This is a genomic window from Pseudoalteromonas sp. bablab_jr010 (assembly GCF_016464105.1).
GTDB classification, from domain to species: Bacteria; Pseudomonadota; Gammaproteobacteria; order Enterobacterales; family Alteromonadaceae; genus Pseudoalteromonas; species Pseudoalteromonas simplex.
In genome coordinates this window covers 412,256-431,284 of the sequence record NZ_JACDWV010000148.1, presented here as the reverse complement: position 1 = coordinate 431,284, position 19,029 = coordinate 412,256, and the positions used below count along the sequence as shown (strand labels likewise).

General features: G+C 40.3%; 14 protein-coding genes. 8 read left to right on the top strand and 6 right to left on the bottom strand.

Features of this window, described 5'->3' with window-relative positions; genetic code table 11:
* The first annotated feature begins 129 nt into the window (after positions 1 to 129).
* From gltB to JIG37_RS15285, 4 genes are all read left to right on the top strand, one after another.
* Positions 130 to 4,587 (top strand): glutamate synthase large subunit, encoded by a 4,458-nt coding sequence (gene gltB / locus JIG37_RS15300; RefSeq protein WP_138600455.1) that lies wholly within the window; start codon positions 130 to 132, stop codon positions 4,585 to 4,587.
* A 9-nt stretch (positions 4,588 to 4,596) separates the two neighbouring features.
* Positions 4,597 to 6,012, top strand: coding sequence for an FAD-dependent oxidoreductase (locus JIG37_RS15295; RefSeq protein ID WP_187489314.1), 1,416 nt, complete (start codon positions 4,597 to 4,599; stop codon positions 6,010 to 6,012).
* Positions 6,013 to 6,274: 262 nt separating this feature from the next.
* On the top strand, positions 6,275 to 6,487 hold the full coding sequence (locus tag JIG37_RS15290; RefSeq protein ID WP_228290467.1) for a hypothetical protein: 213 nt from the start codon (positions 6,275 to 6,277) through the stop codon (positions 6,485 to 6,487).
* 12 nt (positions 6,488 to 6,499) lie between these two features.
* Positions 6,500 to 7,192 (top strand): response regulator, encoded by a 693-nt coding sequence (locus JIG37_RS15285; protein ID WP_199529755.1) that lies wholly within the window; start codon positions 6,500 to 6,502, stop codon positions 7,190 to 7,192.
* Here the strand turns inward: JIG37_RS15285 and JIG37_RS15280 are convergent.
* Together JIG37_RS15280 and JIG37_RS15275 are read right to left on the bottom strand one after the other, a co-directional pair.
* Positions 7,185 to 7,673 (bottom strand): hypothetical protein, encoded by a 489-nt coding sequence (locus tag JIG37_RS15280; RefSeq protein WP_138600461.1) that lies wholly within the window; start codon positions 7,671 to 7,673, stop codon positions 7,185 to 7,187. The two genes, JIG37_RS15285 and JIG37_RS15280, sit on opposite strands and share 8 nt — an antisense overlap.
* Before the next feature lie 66 nt (positions 7,674 to 7,739).
* Positions 7,740 to 9,782, bottom strand: coding sequence for an ATP-binding protein (locus JIG37_RS15275; RefSeq protein WP_199529754.1), 2,043 nt, complete (start codon positions 9,780 to 9,782; stop codon positions 7,740 to 7,742).
* A 334-nt stretch (positions 9,783 to 10,116) separates the two neighbouring features.
* Here JIG37_RS15275 and JIG37_RS15270 point away from each other — a divergent pair, with 334 nt between their 5' ends.
* Both JIG37_RS15270 and JIG37_RS15265 read left to right on the top strand, forming a co-directional pair.
* Positions 10,117 to 11,712: a hypothetical protein gene (locus JIG37_RS15270; RefSeq protein ID WP_199529753.1), complete on the top strand. Its 1,596-nt coding sequence runs from the start codon at positions 10,117 to 10,119 to the stop codon at positions 11,710 to 11,712.
* Between the two features lie 150 nt (positions 11,713 to 11,862).
* Complete coding sequence (locus tag JIG37_RS15265) at positions 11,863 to 13,458, top strand: hypothetical protein (protein ID WP_199529752.1); 1,596 nt, start codon at positions 11,863 to 11,865, stop codon at positions 13,456 to 13,458.
* 75 nt (positions 13,459 to 13,533) lie between these two features.
* Here the strand turns inward: JIG37_RS15265 and JIG37_RS15260 are convergent, their stop codons facing one another.
* The 4 genes from JIG37_RS15260 to nadK all read right to left on the bottom strand — a co-directional run bounded on the left by JIG37_RS15260 (position 13,534) and on the right by nadK (position 17,276).
* Positions 13,534 to 13,932, bottom strand: a complete 399-nt coding sequence (locus tag JIG37_RS15260; RefSeq protein WP_187489311.1) for a hypothetical protein — start codon at positions 13,930 to 13,932, stop codon at positions 13,534 to 13,536.
* Positions 13,933 to 13,990: 58 nt separating this feature from the next.
* Positions 13,991 to 15,664, bottom strand: a complete 1,674-nt coding sequence (gene recN, locus JIG37_RS15255) for a DNA repair protein RecN (RefSeq protein WP_054551518.1) — start codon at positions 15,662 to 15,664, stop codon at positions 13,991 to 13,993.
* A 68-nt stretch (positions 15,665 to 15,732) separates the two neighbouring features.
* Positions 15,733 to 16,296, bottom strand: a complete 564-nt coding sequence (locus JIG37_RS15250) for a hypothetical protein (RefSeq protein WP_054551517.1) — start codon at positions 16,294 to 16,296, stop codon at positions 15,733 to 15,735.
* 95 nt (positions 16,297 to 16,391) lie between these two features.
* Positions 16,392 to 17,276 (bottom strand): NAD(+) kinase, encoded by an 885-nt coding sequence (nadK, locus tag JIG37_RS15245; protein ID WP_166340406.1) that lies wholly within the window; start codon positions 17,274 to 17,276, stop codon positions 16,392 to 16,394.
* A gap of 120 nt (positions 17,277 to 17,396) precedes the next feature.
* Here nadK and JIG37_RS15240 point away from each other — a divergent pair, with 120 nt between their 5' ends.
* Entirely contained in the window at positions 17,397 to 18,341 is a 945-nt protein-coding gene (locus tag JIG37_RS15240; protein WP_054551516.1) for an HrcA family transcriptional regulator, read from the top strand.
* 58 nt (positions 18,342 to 18,399) lie between these two features.
* Entirely contained in the window at positions 18,400 to 19,008 is a 609-nt protein-coding gene (gene grpE / locus JIG37_RS15235) for a nucleotide exchange factor GrpE (RefSeq protein ID WP_054551515.1), read from the top strand.
* The last annotated feature ends 21 nt before the right edge of the window (positions 19,009 to 19,029 follow it).

The following is a 19,029-nucleotide window of genomic DNA, read 5'->3' as shown; positions in this document are numbered from 1 at the left end:
ATATTCATGAATATGAATATGTATTCAAAACTCTATTGACTCATGAGGTATTTGGCGATAGTTTTGTTCGTCTGCTAGCACTGTCACAAAAGACTGAACCGCTAGTCGTTGTAGCAAGGGGAGGGGTCTATGTTATACGACTCAAAATTAGAAAAAGATAATTGTGGCTTTGGCTTAATAGCCCAGGTCAATGGTCAGGCGAGTCACCGCTTGATTCGAACAGCAATCACTGGCTTAGATCGCATGGAGCACCGTGGGGGTATTTCTGCAGATGGTAAAACAGGTGATGGCTGTGGTTTATTAATGCAAAAACCTGATAGCTTCTTTCGTGCTATTGCCAGCGAACATGATTGGCATTTAGGAAAGAACTACGCCGTTGGCATGGTATTTTTAAATGCCGATCCTGTACTTGCGCAAACAGCTAAAGATGTGTTGAGTGAAGAACTCGAAAAAGAAACCTTGAGCATTCAAGGCTGGCGCGTAGTACCTACCGATGCGTCATGTTTAGGGCCAATTGCAAAAAAACAACTACCAGGCTTTGAACAAATTTTTGTAAGCGCACCAGAAGGCTGGCGTCCAAAAGATTTAGAGCGTCGCTTATATGTAGCGCGTCGTCGTGCTGAAAAACGCCTCGAAAACGATGAACATTTTTATATTGCCAGCTTATCTGGTTTAGTTACTGTTTATAAAGGCTTAATGATGCCTGTAGACTTACCTAACTTTTATTTAGACCTAGCTGACATCCGCATGACCAGTGCGATTTGTGTATTCCACCAACGTTTCTCTACTAATACACAACCTCGTTGGCCACTGGCTCAACCATTCCGCTATCTAGCACATAATGGTGAAATTAATACGATTCAAGGTAACCGCCAATGGGCTCGTGCCCGTGCGTATAAGTTTGCCTCACCACTTATTCCTGATTTGCAATCAGCAGCGCCTTTCGTGAACGAAAGCGGCTCAGACTCTTCTAGCTTAGATAATATGCTTGAGTTGTTCTTAGCCGGTGGCATGGATTTATTCCGTGCAATGCGTATGCTTGTGCCGCCAGCATGGCAAAAAAACCGCGCTATGGATGATGATCTACGTGCATTCTACGACTTTAACTCAATGCATATGGAACCATGGGATGGCCCAGCTGGTATTGTCATGTCTGACGGTCGTTTTGCTGCTTGTAACCTTGACCGTAACGGTTTACGCCCAGCGCGTTATGTAATTACCCAAGATGGTTTTATTACCCTTGCATCAGAAGTCGGTATTTGGGACTACGCGCCAGACGAAGTGGTTGAAAAAGGCCGTGTTGGCCCAGGTGAGTTATTAGTTATTGATACTCATCAAGGTAAAATTTGGCATTCAGATGAGATTGACCAAGATCTTAAGTCACGCCATCCATATAAAGCATGGCTTGAAGCAAACGTTAAGCGTTTAACGCCATTTGAACAGTTATCTGAAAAAGATGCGGGTAACCGTTCTTTTGATGACGAAACACTGCTTAAGTATCAAAAAATGTTTGGCTACACCAACGAAGAGCTTGATAGTGTAATTCGTGTAATGGGTGAAAATGGTCAAGAAGCAACAGGTTCAATGGGTGATGACACGCCATTTGCGGTACTGTCAGAAGGCCATCGCTCACTGTTTGATTATTTCCGACAAAAATTTGCGCAAGTAACCAATCCACCAATTGACCCACTTCGTGAAAATCACGTTATGTCACTGGCAACCTGTATTGGTAGTGAGCAAAACGTATTTAACGAAACAACCGGCCACGCTAAGCGTTTACAGTTTGATACGCCGATTTTGATGTACGCTGATATGCAACAGCTGATCAATGCTGACGATGAGCATTACAGCTACTGTAAAATTGATATCACTTACACACAAGAAGAAGGCTTAGAAAAAGCAATCACACGTATTTGTGATGAAGCACAAGAAAAAGCAGCGTCAGGCTGTGTCATGCTTATTTTAAGTGATCGTAACTTTAGCGAAACGCATTTGCCGATCCCGGCTGCGATGGCGGTTGGTTCAATTCAAAGGCGTTTAGTCGATAATAACTTACGTTGTGAATCTAATATCATCATCGAATCGGGTAGTGTCCGTGATGCGCATCAGTTTGCGGTATTACTTGGTTTTGGTGCAACGGCAATTTATCCGTACCTTGCATATGAATCATTAGTTGCAATGAGTGACAAAAAGATTTTAAACAAGAGCTATTGCGAAGTAACGCTTGCTTATCGTAATGCGATCAACAAGGGTCTGTATAAAATCATGTCGAAAATGGGGATTAGTACTGTCGCTTCGTACCGCTGCTCGATGTTATTTGAGGCAGTTGGTTTATCAGATGCGGTTGTAGAAACCTGTTTTAACGGTGTAGCTAGTCGTATCAAAGGGGCGTGTTTTACTGATTTTGATGATGACCAACGTAAACTTCATAAGCTGGCATTTAGTAAACGTAAGTTATTAAGTCATGGTGGCTTACTAAAATATGTTCACGGTGGTGAGTACCATGCTTATAACCCAGATGTTATTCAAACACTGCAAAAGGCAGTGCGCTCTGGGGATTATAAAGACTACTTGGCTTATGCTGATTTAGTAAATAACCGCCCGATCACCAATTTACGTGACATGTTGGCGGTGAAAATTCCTGATAGCGGTGTGAGTGTTGATGACGTAGAGCCAGCAACTGAGCTTTACAAACGTTTTGACTCTGCTGCAATGAGTATTGGTGCATTATCGCCAGAAGCACATGAAGCACTCGCGATTGCAATGAACCGCTTAGGGGGTTGTTCAAACTCTGGTGAAGGTGGTGAAGACAAGCTTCGCTACGGTACAGAGAAAAACTCACGTATTAAGCAAGTTGCTTCGGGCCGTTTTGGTGTTACACCACATTACTTACGTAGCGCTGATGTCATTCAGATTAAAGTGGCGCAAGGTGCAAAACCAGGTGAGGGTGGTCAATTACCGGGTGAAAAAGTAACGCCGTATATTGCAAAATTACGTTACTCAGTGCCAGGTGTGACCTTGATTTCGCCTCCGCCGCATCACGATATTTACTCGATTGAAGATTTAGCCCAGCTTATTTTCGATTTAAAACAAGTAAACCCAGATGCACTGATCTCGGTGAAACTCGTTTCTGAGCCGGGTGTAGGTACTATCGCAACTGGCGTAGCTAAAGCCTATGCAGATTTAATTACCATTGCTGGTTATGACGGTGGCACAGGTGCAAGCCCGCTTACCTCTGTTAAGTATGCAGGTAGCCCTTGGGAGCTTGGTCTTGCTGAAACCCAGCAAGCGCTGGTAGAAAATGGTTTACGTCACCGTATTCGTTTGCAAACAGATGGTGGTCTTAAAACGGGTCTAGATATCATTAAGGCGGCTATTTTAGGTGCTGAAAGCTTTGGCTTTGGTACTGGCCCTATGGTGGCACTTGGTTGTAAATATTTACGCATTTGTCACTTAAACAACTGTGCGACTGGTGTTGCAACGCAAGACGATACGCTGCGCCAAAAGCATTATCATGGCCTACCAGAGATGGCGATGAACTATTTTAAGTTTATAGCCGAAGAAGCTCGCCAAATTATGGCAAGCCTAGGTGTAACTCGTTTAACAGATTTAATTGGTCGTTTGGACTTACTTGAAGCAATCGAAGGCAACACAGAGAAACAAAAGAAAGTCGATTTGTCGTCTGTGATTGCTGTGCCTAACAACCCAACGGGTGAAACACTGTATTGTAGTGCGCCAAATAGCTCACACTACTTAGGTCAGCTAAATGAAACCTTGCTTGAAAAAGCCAAGCAAGCAATTGACGAAAAATCGGGTATCTCACTGGTTAACCGTATTTGCAACACAGACCGTTCAGTGGGCGCTATGTTGTCTGGCTATATCGCTTCTAAACACGGTAACCAAGGTATGGCTGCTGATCCTGTCTCTGTTGAGCTTCATGGTACAGCGGGTCAATCATTTGGTGTATGGAATGCAGGTGGCCTTGAAATGACACTGGTTGGTGATGCCAATGACTATGTTGGTAAAGGCATGGCTGGCGGTAAGCTAGTAATTCGCCCGCCGCTGGGTTCATCTTTTGAAAGCCACAAAGCGACCATTGCCGGTAATACCTGTTTATATGGTGCAACAGGCGGTAAGTTATTTGCTGCAGGCTGTGCCGGTGAGCGTTTTGCAGTGCGTAACTCAGGCGTTCAAGCGGTTGTAGAAGGTGTTGGTGACAATGGCTGTGAATACATGACAGGTGGTGTGGTTTGCGTACTTGGCAAAGTAGGTATTAACTTTGGTGCAGGTATGACAGGAGGATTTGCGTATATTCTTGATGAAGGCAATGACTTTGAAAAACGCATTAACCCTGAGCTTGTTGAAATTGTTACCCTTGAAGGGTTGGCGTCACACCAAGAACATTTACGCGGCCTCATTGCTGAGCATTTAGAGCTTACCGGCTCAAACCGTGCTGAGCAGATTTTAGCTAACTTCGATTTATACATGCCAATGTTTAAATTAGTTAAGCCAAAATCTAGTGATGTAAAAAGTTTACTCGGACACCGAGCGCGCAGCAGCGCAGAGCTTCGTGTTCAGGCTCAGTAAGGGGGTAGTATGAGCGAAAATGTATACCAGTTTATCGATGTACAACGTGTTGATCCGCGTAAAAAGCCAATTTCAGCACGTAAACAATCTTTCGTAGAAATCTACGAGCCGTTTTCTGAGACACAAGTTAACTCACAGGCGGATCGCTGTTTAGATTGTGGTAATCCATACTGTGAATGGAAATGCCCAGTGCATAACTATATTCCACAATGGTTAAAACTCATTCGTACTGGCCGTATTTTAGAAGCGGCAGAGCTGTCTCACCGTACAAACAGCTTACCAGAGGTGTGTGGACGAGTTTGTCCACAAGACCGCTTGTGTGAAGGCTCTTGCACACTTGAAGAAGAGTTTGGTGCTGTCACTATCGGTAATATCGAAAAGTACATCACTGATACGGCCTTTAAAATGGGCTGGAAACCAGATATGTCGTATGTGGTATGGTCTGACAAAAAAGTGGCTATCATAGGTGCTGGCCCAGCTGGCTTAGGTTGTGCGGATATTTTAGTGCGTAACGGTGTTAAGCCTGTGGTGTTTGACCGTCACCCAGAAATCGGTGGTCTTCTTACGTTTGGTATTCCTTCATTCAAACTTGAAAAAGAAGTAATGCAAAAGCGTCGTGAAATTTTCACTGAAATGGGTGTCGAGTTTCAGCTAAACACTGAAGTTGGCGTTGATATTACTCTTGATGAAATATTGGCAGAATATGATGCCGTGTTCTTAGGTGTTGGTACCTATCAAAGTATGCGTGCAGGCCTTGAAAACGAAGATGCTGATGGTGTGTTTGATGCACTGCCGTTCTTAATTGGTAACACAAACCGTGTTATGGGCTATGCAGAAGACAAGCAAGCTTATATCGATATGGCGAACGAAAAAGTTGTCGTGTTAGGCGGTGGTGATACAGCAATGGACTGTGTGAGAACCTCTATCCGACAAGGCGCTACACAGGTTACTTGTGCGTATCGTCGTGACGAAGAAAACATGCCAGGCTCAAAGCGCGAAGTTAAAAATGCTCGTGAAGAGGGCGTTGAGTTTACCTTTAACGTTCAGCCAAAAGGCATTGTGGTTGACGAGCATGGTAAAGTTGCTGGTGTTAAGATGGTGAAAACCCAACTTGGTGAACCGGACGAAAATGGTCGTCGTCGTGCTGAAGAAGTTGCGGGTTCTGAGCATGTTATTGAAGCAACTAAAGTGCTCATGGCGTTTGGTTTTAAACCTCATAAAATGGATTGGTTAGAACCGTACGGTGTTGAAATCAATCATTGGGGTGGTATCAATGCACCAGAAAAAGGTGAATTTACTCACCAAACAACCAACCCTAAGATTTTTGCCGGTGGCGATATTGTCCGCGGCTCAGATTTAGTGGTAACGGCTATTTTCGAAGGCCGAAATGCCGCGGAAGGGATTATGGATTATTTAGGCGTTTAATTCTAAGGCGCCATTCAACACTTTTAAAAGCAAGCTACCGAGCTTGCTTTTTTATTGCCTATCATTTTATTGATACGAAAATTTAACCTAGTTTTAGAAAAATAATGAAAAAATAGCGCTTATTACCTAAAATCTAGGAATGAATCTAACTGTTGAACAGAAAAAATTCATTATTTCGTACTAACTCCATATTTACTCCATATTGTTGCGTTTTAATCTTTAGTAGAGGCAGAAGCCCATCTTAATATTTGATGCTAACAACATGGATAAAAAGAAAATGTTTTGCGAACACACAAATGACGAGCAGTTAAGCTTTTTTCAGCCAAATTCGAAATCTGAAAATGATTTACTCAATGAGGTTATGAATAGTGAAGATCTGCACGATATTCTGACTATGGTTTTATTAGATGAAACCTTATCAGATACGCTTAAAGCGATGGTGAAGCAACAACTTAGAACAATAAAAAAAATATAAACGGAAATAGAAATGCCGCAGATATTAGTCGTTGAAGACGACTTAGATATTGCAGAACAAGTGCTGTTGTTCTTCAATGCATCTGGCTTTACCACTTACCACATCACTGATGGCAGTGCTGTGATGTCGTGGGTTAAAGAAAATAATCCGGATGCGATAATTTTAGATGTAATGTTACCCAATTTAGATGGCGTGGAGTGCATGAAGCAGATCCGCGCTTTTTCTATGGTGCCGATTATTATGGTAACCGCGAAAGTCGAAGAGGCTGACAGGTTAAAAGGGTTGGAACACGGTGCCGATGACTATGTTTGTAAACCTTTTAGCGGTGCAGAGCTGGTGATGCGTGTTAAAGCTATTTTAAGGCGTTGTGCGTCAGCACCTAGTACCGATGTAGTAGTGCAAGCGACTGATGCAATTTGCTTAATAGAAGATGCGCTTGAAGTTGAAATTAAAGGTGTCTCTTTAGGTTTAACAAAAGTGGAATTTGACGTATTTAAACTTTTGTACAAAGCCCCAAAGCGTGTTTTTTCTAGGCAGCAGATACTTGACCATATCCAACCAAACAACTTTGATATTACCGATCGGGTAATCGACAGCCATATTAAAAATATTCGCAAAAAGCTTAAGAGTTTAGATTTCTCTCCTAAGATAGTCGCTTCCGTTTATGGTGCTGGCTATCGCTATGATGAACGTCAAATCAATTGATTTGGCGTTCATCGCTTTCTAAATTACATACTGTTCGATCACCTTTTCGAATCGAATGGCTAAACACATACACTGATAATTCCCTCGTTTTGATATCTTGCCAAATGCGTTTGCTAGCCACAGGGCATAAAGCGTAATGTAAATATTGACTCAAAGCTTCACCTTCTAGAGCAATTTTGCTTGGCGTTTGCACATACACCTGAATTGCATCAGATGAGTAGTTAATTTTATTTAAGCGCCATTGCCCCAGTAAAAACTGTTTGGCAAAAAATTGCGAGATACGCTGTTTCGCCGCTGCAGATAACGGTGGATACTCTTTCGGTTTTTCATAACTCGCATAGTAAAACCCAGCACTCAATAGCACACAAGCAAGCGCGGCGCAGATAGGAAGAGGTGATTTTTTGGTTTTTTTTACTTTGCTTTGGCGGTGTTTACGCTCAACAGATTTTGCCCATTGAGCATGCTTTAATGACTCTGACATGGTTCCATTCCACAGTAGTTTATTATGCTATTTAAGCAATAAAATATGGTGGAAAAATGGAGAAGCTTATTTATTGCTTAAAGGCAGTAAAATTCGGATACATAATCCACCCGACTTACCCGGTAATGCACTGATACTGCCAGACATTAATTCGACAAAACTCTGGCAAATTGATAGCCCCAAACCTGAGCCTCCTGATGCGCGGCTTCGAGATTCTTCAACACGATATAAACTGTCAAAGAGTTTGCCTATATGGGCTTTACCTACACCCGGAGAAGTATCATCTACTTGAATAAACAGCTCTTGCTTGTTAGTTCTCACTTTGAGCCGAACATGACCTGGGCTGTCGGTATATAGGCAGGCATTAGTAAAAATATTATTAAGGATCTGATCGAGCTTTTGTTTATCTACCGTGATCTCAACATCATTAGCAATAATAATGTCTGAAAAAAATGTCAGGTGGTGGCTGCGAACATAATGACGCATGTCTTGCTCGTACTCAGCAAAGATATTTGCAGCATTTAAGCGTTGGAGATTTAGCGCGAGAGTCTTGTTTTCTGCTTGAGATAACTGATACACATCTGAAATTAGGTTGTTAAGTTGCGCTATTTTGCCATTAATCTTGCTATAGGCTAGATCGCGGTTTTCTTGAATATCGAGCTCAAGTGCTTCTATATGCAGTTTTAATACGCTTAAAGGGGTGCGTAATTCATGGGATATATCAGCAAGCATTTTGTCTTTTTCAAGCAGGTTATATTGATAAAGTTTTGCTTTAAATAGCGCTTTTCGATGCTTGAAGTAATAAAGCACGAGCGCAAGAGTCGTGAACAACAAAACAATACCCGCAGACAATAACCAAATCTGTTTTTCTAGTCGTTGGTTATTCATTTGTGCAGTAGTGAGCTTATTTTTTTGCACTTCATCATCAATACGTTGCTGTTGCTCGATTGCTGTTAATTGCTTTTTGTTTTTTTCAACGGCTTGATTTAAATGTTCTTCAAACAAAGATTCGGCCAGTTTATTTTCAAGCTTCAATTGCTCAGTTGCGAGTTTGTAGTCACCGATAAGTTCGGCATAAACTGCGGTGTAGCCATGCAGCTTTTTATTTAGTAACCGATTATCAATTCCTTCGATAAGTTCTTTTGAACGACTTAAATAGAGGTCAATCAATTGCGAGTTCTTAAGTGGCAGGTGGAGTTCAATTAAATTGAAATATGAATATATTTGACTCAATGCTGAGCCAGATTTAAGTGCTGCTCTGAGGCCTGAATCTGCACTACTTAAAGCCATATGTTTATTTTCGAGCTTTAAATATAGTTGCATTAGCGTATGCTTTGCTGTTGCCATACCTTCATAAGCATTTAAATCAGCTAAGCGTGAGTAGGCATTTTTTAATAAGGGCAAAGCTTGCTCATAGTCACCACGTTTATAAACTAACTTTGCCAACTGTAAGCTGGTATCTGCAATGTTTATTTGATTTTTTGTTTTAATATCAAACTCAAGTGCTTTTTTGTAGAAGTATTCAGACTGAGCAAGATCATCTAGGCGATGAGAAAGGTTTGCTAAATTATAAAAATTGGTGGCGATTAACTCATTATCTTTACTGCCAATTAAAAGCTTTTGTGCTTTTAATTGCTGAAACATAGACTGGTCTAGATCATTCAACGTGTCATATAAGGTACCCAGATTACTATGGCTTTGTGCCTGTTTGTTTTTATCCTTTAACTCGTAAGCTAGTTTGAGTGCTGCCATATAATGCTGCTGAGCTTGGGTCGTTTTAACTTGACGTCTGTAATTGATACCAAGCTCTTTTTGGATTTGATAATGCTCTTCTTTGGATAACTCAGCAATATGCTGTAAAGGTAAAAGTAACTCTATTGCAGCCTCGTATTGCCCTTGTTTTCTTAATATGGGGGCTTTTATCAAATCAATCGTTGATTTTGCGACAGGCGTGTTCTTGCTTTGTAGTTGTTCAATTAACAATAGTGCTTTTTTTAGGTTTCCTTTCTGCTCTAAGGCAAATATTTCTTCTATCTGCGGTATGTGATCTGTATTAGCCATACAAGGAAGAGAAAGAAGAGCAAGAATTAAAGTTACAGTTAGCTTCATTAAATATTTCGGTGACCAAGTTTGCCGTTATGCTACTGAGAAAATGTGTGGAAAATATGGAGCAGTAAGAATATTAAAACATTGAGAATATAGAAAATCAGAAGTTATTAGCCATTGTCAATACTAAAGTGTGTTTTACATAATTGGTGCTAATTGTTATGTCTGTTTTTATAATAAATCGAGACAAATCAGTAATTTCTGATTGTGTTTGAACTGTAGCGAAATAAAATTATTGCGTACAAAATTTAAACGTAATGGCCTGATGCTAAAGCAGTAATTTAATTATTTTTATTAATTATTTTAGTTAGTCGGCCTAATTTTTAGGTGTAATAATATGAAAAAATCGCTACTTTCAGTTCTTGCAGTCACAAGTGCTTTATCTACAAATGTAGTCGCTAATGAATGTACGGGTGAGTTGTATGGAATTAATTCTGGTCGCGGCCATCTAGGCATTGTTTTTTCTTTAAATGAGCAAGAGCAAACAGCCGCTATTCACTCAAAAGCAAAGTTTTCTTCTGCTGCTATGGCCTATGATAGTGAAAGGGATCGCTTATATTATGTTTCAGCTCCTCGACCGCTAACTTACAAACTTGATCCTAGTGATTTGAACTTATCTGAAGATGAGTTAAAAGATCTGCCAATTAAGGGGGCTAAATACAAATATACTCAGCTTGCTTATGTTGATATGGCAACTGGTGAACACACAGTAGTTTCTCGATCTAATCCAATGACTCGACTGGCTTATGACGCTAATACTGACATGATGTATGGCTCTAAAGGAAGCAAGTTATATACTGTTGATCCTGTATCAGGAAAAACTACATTACTTGGTAACTTAACTGGCTATGGCGACAGCTCAGATATTTTACGCGGTGATATGGTTTTTAAAGATGGCCAACTATTTTTGATCAGTGCTACGAGTATTTTTTCCGTTAATTTGAACACATTGGAGTTAACGAAAAAATCAGAGCATGGCTTAATTGCTGTTACAGGTGCTGCGCTTGATCAAAATGGTGAGCTATTAATTTCTAGAGAAATTATAAACGATCAAGGTCACTATAATACTACCAAGTTATATAAAGCATCGATTGAGACTGGCAAAACGTGTGCAATGGGAACCTACCCGATGCGCATAAATGATTTGGCGCTAAATACAGCAAAACCAGTTGCTTGCTATGCTCAAGCTACATGTAGTGTAGAGCCAGACTCTTTTGTTGTTACAAGTATTGATATGCAAAGAAAAGCAACGTGGCAAAATTATACACTAAATGGTCACTTGATGGATAAACCACTTGCGAAGCTTTTAAGTACAGAAAACTTTGGTGAACAGGGAACTGTTTATAAAACAGTATCTGTAAATCATGATTTTGCAGCGGCAAATTCGATTACTGAAGCTGCGATAGATGCTTATGGCACCGATGTTTTCTTTATTGGTAGTTTCCACAAAAGCGACTTCACAGACAGCGAATTAAATGAAGCTTACAACTGGTCTAAAAAGCAGGGAAATGTTGTAATCATCGCAGCAGATTCTGATATGCCAGATGAAAAAGTATATGCTAAATGGGGCTATACAGTAACTCGCAATGGTTATGTTGATGGTCCAAATACACAAAACCCAGAAGGAGTGGGTAGTGCAGCTCAAGAGGCAATCTTTGCAGGACCATTTGGTGAAGTATCTCGCTTTTTCCAAGCTGGTGGCGCAAAAGGTTACTTCTCTGAAATGCCTTCAGGGACTCAAGTCTTAGCTGTAAATCAGGATGGCTTGCCTACAATTGTTTTAGATGCTGCAACAGGCGACATAATACTTGCTGATAGCGGTATGCTGACAACACAAAATAAAGAAGACAACTTTACTGATGGTACCGAGGTATCGAGCATGTCAGACCGTTTATTTATGAACTTAATCAATTATGCGAGTGAAATCGATTAATTGTAATTTTAGACGCTAATTGAAATCGCGAGGCTTATGGCCTCGCGATTTTGTTTGTGAGTTTTATACCAATTTCGTTCAAAATTCTAAGGAGGATAGTAATAAAGTTGAACAGGAAGTGAGTTATTTTTACATTGAAAGGAATTTAAAATGAAAAAGTTTTTATTATCTACAGTTAGCCTTTTAGGCTTAATACCTGCTGGCCTTAGTGCGTCTGAATGTACGGGTGAGTTATATGGAATCAACTCAGGGAGAGGGAGCTCGGGCTTCGTTTTTTCTTTAGATGAGCAAGCGCAAACGGCTAACATTCATTCTGCTGCAAAGTTCTCATCCGCAGCAATGGCTTTTGATAGCTATCGAAATAGACTCTATTATGTTTCAGCCCCAAGACCTTTAACTTATAAACTGGATACGAGTGTTCTCAACTTATCAGATGAAGAGTTAAATGATCTGCCTATAAAAGCCGACAAGTATCGATTTACACAACTCGCCTATGTTGATATGTCTACAGGCAAACACACTGTAGTGGCACGTACTAACCCTATGACCCGTCTTGCTTATGACCCTAACAAAGACGTTATTTATGGCTCTAAAGGGAGTAAGCTTTACCAGGTTGCTATTGATTCAGGTGAAACTCAGTTCTTAGGCAATATGAAGGGCTACGATAGTAGTTCAGATATTCTGCGTGGCGACATGGTTGTTAAAAATGGTGAGGTTTACCTCATTTCTGCCACAAGCATTTTTTTATTGGATCCGGAAACACTGGAGTTAACAAAAAAATCTGAACATGGTTTAACGACGGTAACAGGTGCTGCTCTAAATCAAAATGACGAATTGGTAATTTCCCGTGAAGTCATTAATGATCAAGGTAATTTTAATATTACTAAATTATATAAAGCATCAATTGAAACGGGTAAAACATGCACATTGGGGACATACCCAGTGCGAATAAACGATTTAGCACTAAATACTCTAAAGCCTGTTGCATGTTATGCGCAGCCTACTTGTAGTACAGGAGTAGAGTCGCTTGTAATTACGAGTATTGATAAGCAAAGAAAGGCACGATGGCAAAACTACACATTAAACGCTTACTTGTTTGATTTACCGATGGCTAAACTTGCAAGTCCAGAAAATTTTGGTGAAAGTGGGGTTGTAGCTAAATCAGTATCGGTTAATCATGATTTTGCGGCATCAGGCTCAATTACTCAGGAAGCGATTGAAAGCTATAACACTGATATCTTCTTTATGGGTAGTTTTTACAACAGTGATTTTACTGAAACAGAAATTGCAGAGCTATATAATTGGTCAGAGAAGAAAGGAAATGTTGTCATCATAGCATCAGATTCCGATATGACTGACGAGAAGGTGTATTCAAAGTGGGGTTATACAGTAACCAGAGAAGGCTACATAGATGGACCAAATACCCAAAACCCAGAAGGTTTAAACTCTCAAATACAACAAGCTATATTTGCAGGTCCTTTTGGAGAGGTTACACGCTTTTATCAGGCCGGTGGTTCAAAGGGGTACTTCTCAGTAATGTCAGAAGAAAGCCAAGTGTTAGCTGTCAATCCAGATGGCTTACCGACAGTGGTTTTTGACTTGAAATCGGGTGATATATTACTCGCAGATAATGCAATTATTAACTCTCAAAATAAAGTTGGTAATTATACCAATGGTACCGGAGTTAGTAGTATGACAGACCGTTTATTTATGAATTTGATATATTTAGCTAGCGAAATCGAATAACGCTAATCAGCAAATAAGAACTAAAATCGCGAAACGTGCTGTTTCGCGATTTTTTTTGCAGCCAAAGTAATTTCATTACCAGCAACTAGTAAGTGAATTTTTTATCCTGTTAGTGTGTTGTTTAACCAATAAATAATTAATGCCAACAAGCAATGAATGAATACCTGCAAACACAACTAACCATGATGAAAGCTCAGCTGTTAGATGATTAACCATTATCAGGCTAGCTAACATGATGACCAATGAATAATTTAATACTGTTTGTAATAATTGCTTAAATCTTAAGTGCTTCCAGCGACTCCATAGAACCAGCAACAATGTAGTTGAGGGCAAGACAAACAAAATACATTTAAATAAAGCAACGAATAACTGCGTATCGTTATAGGGTGGTTCAACCACTGCGCCAAACGAATGCCCTGAGTTAAGCGTTATTAAGGCAAGACCCAAAGCTGTAAGTATATTTTTATTTTTCATTTATAAACTCTATACCATCAAATTCATCAACAATCTAAGTTTCATAGCTAAAAATGGGTTATGCGTGTGCGCTTATAAGCTCTTTGGCATTTGCTCTAGCCATTTTACTGATATTGTCACCGGCAAGTAGTCGGGCAATTTCATCAATACGGCCTTCTTTAGATAGCTTATTCATTTGAGTGTAGGTTTCGCCGTTTGCAATTTCTTTAGCTACAAAAAATTGCTGATGTCCAGAGCTTGCAACCTGCGGCAAGTGAGTTACACAAATAACTTGAGTTGATTTACCTAATTGGCGTAAAAGCTTGCCAACTGCAGAAGCGGTTGGTCCAGAAATACCCACATCTACTTCATCGAAAATAAGAGTCGGCGTTGTAACACGCTGAGCAATAATGACCTGAATAGCTAAACTAATTCGCGATAACTCACCACCAGAAGCCACTTTAGACAGTGCTTGTAACGGTTGACCTGGGTTGGTAGATACTAAAAACGACACAGTATCAAAACCCATTGCACTTGGCGCTTTATCGCTAGTTTGTTGAATATCAATCGCAAACCTGCCGTTTTCCATTGATAAGTTAGCCATGCTATCACTAATTAATTGATTAAGCGTATCTGCGTATTTATGGCGGCTTTCACTTAACAGTTTTGCTGCTTGTTTATATTGCTCAAGGGCATTGTTAATTTCGCTTTCGAGTGCAACAAGGCGGTCGCTGTTATAACTAATTGATGCTAACTCTTCTGCGATTGACTGATGAAATTCTACCAGCTCTTCTGGTTTTATATGATGTTTACGGGCAAGGTCCATAGCACCTGTTAAACGCGTTTCAACTTCGTCTAACCGGGCAGGGTCTAAATCAGTTACATCAACATAGCTGCGTATCTCGCGGCTAGCTTCTTCAACTTGAACGGCAGCTTCACTCAGTAATGATGCTATGCTAGATAAGCTTTCATCGTAGCTTGCCAGCTCTGTAAATTGTTGGGCGCTATGTTGCAGTAATGAACACGCACTTTGCTCATCACTTTCGTATAAGTGTTGTAGCTCACGTTGGCATGACTCTAAAATAGTCTGGCTATGGCTTAGTTTATGATGCTCAGCTTCAATCTCTTCGAACTCACCCGGTTGCAGGGCAAATTCATCAAGTTCAGCTACTTGATACTCTAGTAATTGCTTTTGAGCTGCTTGTTGCTGCTGTTGTTGTTCAAGTTGATTAAATTCTTTAATTAATGCTTGGTAGGCTTTAAAGCGCTCTTTAACATCAGCTAATAGCTGGTTGTGGCCGGCATAGGCATCAAGCAGGTGCAACTGATGTTCAGCTTTTAATAAATGCTGATGGGCATGTTGCCCGTGAATAGAAATTAAGTACTGACCTATCTCTTTTAATTGTGCAGCGGTAACTGAGCTGCCATTAATGTAGCTCTTGCTGCGGCCATTTTTGCAAATAACACGGCGTAGTAAACATTCGCCTTCACTGTTTGAGAGTAAATGTTGCTCTAAAAAGTGCTGGGCAAGAGGGAGTTGGCTAATATCAAATTGTGCACAAATTTCTGCACGATCCGTACCTGGGCGAACAGCACCTGCATCTGCACGCTCGCCTAAACATAATGACAGGGCATCAATTGCAATTGATTTACCCGCACCCGTTTCACCTGTAATAGCTGTCATACCATTGTGCCACTCAGTACTTAAATTACTTACAATGGCAAAGTTTTTAATTTCTAACCCGATTAACATACTGTTTATCCATCCAGTCAATTAACTGTTAATTTATACAGTGTTTTCGGGTTTTGCAAATTAAATTTTTAAGCTTTGCTTAATTCTGGCAGTTGATTTTCTTGGACTGATTCATTTGCAGCTTGCGTACTCTGGGCTAGCGGCTGATCGTCTTGTAAATCGGTGGGGGGCTGATATTTAATTACTTCAATCAGCGATGGTAAGGCTTCTTGATAAAACGCTTTATTGTACTCGATGCCGTTGTAAGGCAATTCAGCCATAAAATACTGTAACCTGTCAGCGAGCTGATCGATTTCCTCAGGGCTTTGCGCTTTACTGGCTTCCATTATGATTGTGTTGATAAGCAAATCGCTAATGAATTCGAGGTAAGTGAGATTTTCTTCATTGTGCGCTTGCACTACAAAGTAATTGCTGGTGATCATATTTAGGCGCGAAATATTCTTAGGGCGGATAATTTTGCCTTCGCTAAAATCAATTAATTTATTTTTAAAGTCATTATTGATTTCTTTGACTCGTTGATTAAAACGTTTTTTTTCAGCTTCAATAGCTTTACGACGATTGCTCTCAACCACCCAGTAACAACCTAGTAAGGTGATAAGTAATAATAGAGCAAGAAAAACGATATAACTCATTTCGCCTTAGAATCCTTTAAAAAATACAGCTTTTAGTCTTATTATTTTGCGCTAATCAATACGCCTTGGCAATTAGCTTGAGATAAAAAAGCCACTTAAAATAAGCGGCTTCCCCAATTTAATTTTTTTCTTAATACATTGTAGTAAGAGTATTCCTTTGGATGAATCAAACGTAGACGCTTGTCTGCTTTTTTAATCACTACTTCGTCACCAGGTAATACAGCTAAAACTACGTGACTATCACAGCTGACTTGTAGGCTGTCGGTATTTTCGAGGCTAAGCTTTAAACGTACTTCATTGTCAGCGTCAACCACAAGAGGACGGCTTGATAATGTGTGCGGGAACATAGGAACTAATGAAATCGCATTCAGCTCAGGGGTTAAAATAGGCCCGCCGCCAGATAATGAATAGGCTGTTGAGCCAGTTGGTGTTGAAACGATTAATCCATCAGAGCGTTGAGAGAATACAAAGTCGTTATTAATAAAGGCCTCAAACTCGATCATATGCGCAACTTTATCAGCATGAAGTACCGCTTCATTCACTGCCAAGTTTGCACTTTTGAGTTCGGCATGGCGATATACTTCAACTTCAAGCAAGAAGCGTTTTTCCTCAAGGAACTGGCCACTTAACACTTGTTCTAGGCTCGCTTCAAAACCTTCTGGGTTTAAGTCAGTTAAAAAGCCTAAGTTGCCACGGTTTACGCCAATCACAGCGACATCAAAACGCGCTAATACTCGAGCTGCGCCAAGCATATTGCCATCACCACCGACGACTATGGCTAAGTCTGCTCGTTCACCTAAATCTACCAATTTAACTAGGTTTTCTTGAGGAAGGTCTTCAAGTTGACGTCCAGTGCGCTGTTCTACTAGCACTTCGAAACCCAAGGCTCGCAAAAATGTGTGCAGGCGAGCAAGTGTGGCAGCTGCCCCGCTGTGATTAGGTTTGCCAATTAAACCTATGGTTTTAAACGGTGAATCCATGTTATTTGCACTTAAACTTTCATATCGATAGATTACATTAAAAATTAATGCTTTGAAAATAACTTGAAATAAACTTGCTGCGCCCAAATATCCACTGGCAAGAAGCAAGATGTATGAATTATGAAATTAAATCCGCGCGACCAACAAATTTTTTCAGCTGTGATGAGCCTTTACTGTAATGGGGAAGGTCAGCCTGTAGCCTCAACTCGTATTGCCAAACAAAAAGGCATGGCGGTATGTTCAGCTACAGTGCGTAATGCTATGGCACGGCTAGAAAAAGTGGGCTTGCTCTATTCGCCACATACTTCTGCTGGCCGCGTACCAACCAATGCCGGTTTTGATTATTGGCTTGATGAGTTTTTTGCTCTACCTGAAATCGCACCATATTGGCAGCCTGAGCAAGCACAATTAGTCGAGCTTGCCCATGGTTTGAGTCAGCGTTATAAAGTGTGTTGTTGTGTGGGCTTACCTCAAGTCAGCTCACAGTTGGTCTTTCGAGTAGAGGTACTTGATTTTGATGGTAGCAATTGGCTAATTCTACTAATAGATAGAGCTGGGCAAAGCCATAACATTTGCATTACCAAACCTGAAGATTCATCTGATGCCGTTCGTTACCAGTTTGCTACCTGGCTTAATACCGTGTTTAGTCAGCAAACCTTAATGGAAGGCTTATATCGTATGCAGGCAATGGCAGGCACGGCACCAAATAATTGCCATGACTCACTAACACAATGGACTCGGCAATTAAGCCAAAAGCTTGGTTCAGACAACAGTATTGTGGTCGGTGAAAACTACCTTTACCGCCAAGTTGATTGTCAAACCAGTTTAAATATAGGTGTATCGTTTTTAAATTTTGTTGAAGATAAACTTGCATTTAAAAATGGTGTATCGGTATTAAACACAGAACAATTGCCATTTACAGATTGTAATGAGTTGATGGTGATCAGCGTTCCTTATTTTAATAACCATGAATACCAGAGCCGATTTTGCGTAATTTGTCCAAAATCAGCGCAAATAGAAGCAATCATCCAAGAATTTAAGTTAATCGGCTCATCAGCCTCTTGAATCTTTTAATTCAATCCCCATAATTACCGCAGTTGTAAAGAATTGGAGCATGTAAGCTATGTCTGAGCAGACAAAATCACCAGAGCAAGAAGTTGAACTAAACGAAGAATTTGAACAAATGCAAGCTGAAGTAGAAGCTGCAGAAAAAGCAGCTGAACAAGTTGACGGCGAAGAAATGAGCCCTGAAGCTGAAATCGCTTTACTACACAGCGAATTAGAAGCGGCTAAACAAACTATTAACGATCAAAAAGACAGTGTTGTTCGTGCTGCTGCAGATGTTGAGAACATGCGTCGTCGTGCCGCTCAAGATGTAGAAAAAGCGCATAAGTTTGCACTTGAAAAGTTTGCTAACGAATTATTACCAGTTATCGATAACCTAGAGCGCGCAATTGAGTTTTCTGATAAAGAAAATGAGCAGCTTAAACCTGTGCTTGAAGGTATCGAAATGACTGTTAAGAGCTTTAATGATGCGGTATCTAAATTCGGTGTTGAAATTGTTAACCCACAGGGTGAGCAATTTAACCCTGAATTCCATCAAGCAATGTCAATTCAACCAAGCAATGATGTAGCACCTAATACTGTTCTTGCAGTAATGCAAAAAGGTTATACATTAAATGGCCGTTTATTACGCCCTGCAATGGTTATGGTATCAAAAGAAGCTGAATAAGCTTTAAAGAAAAATAAAATA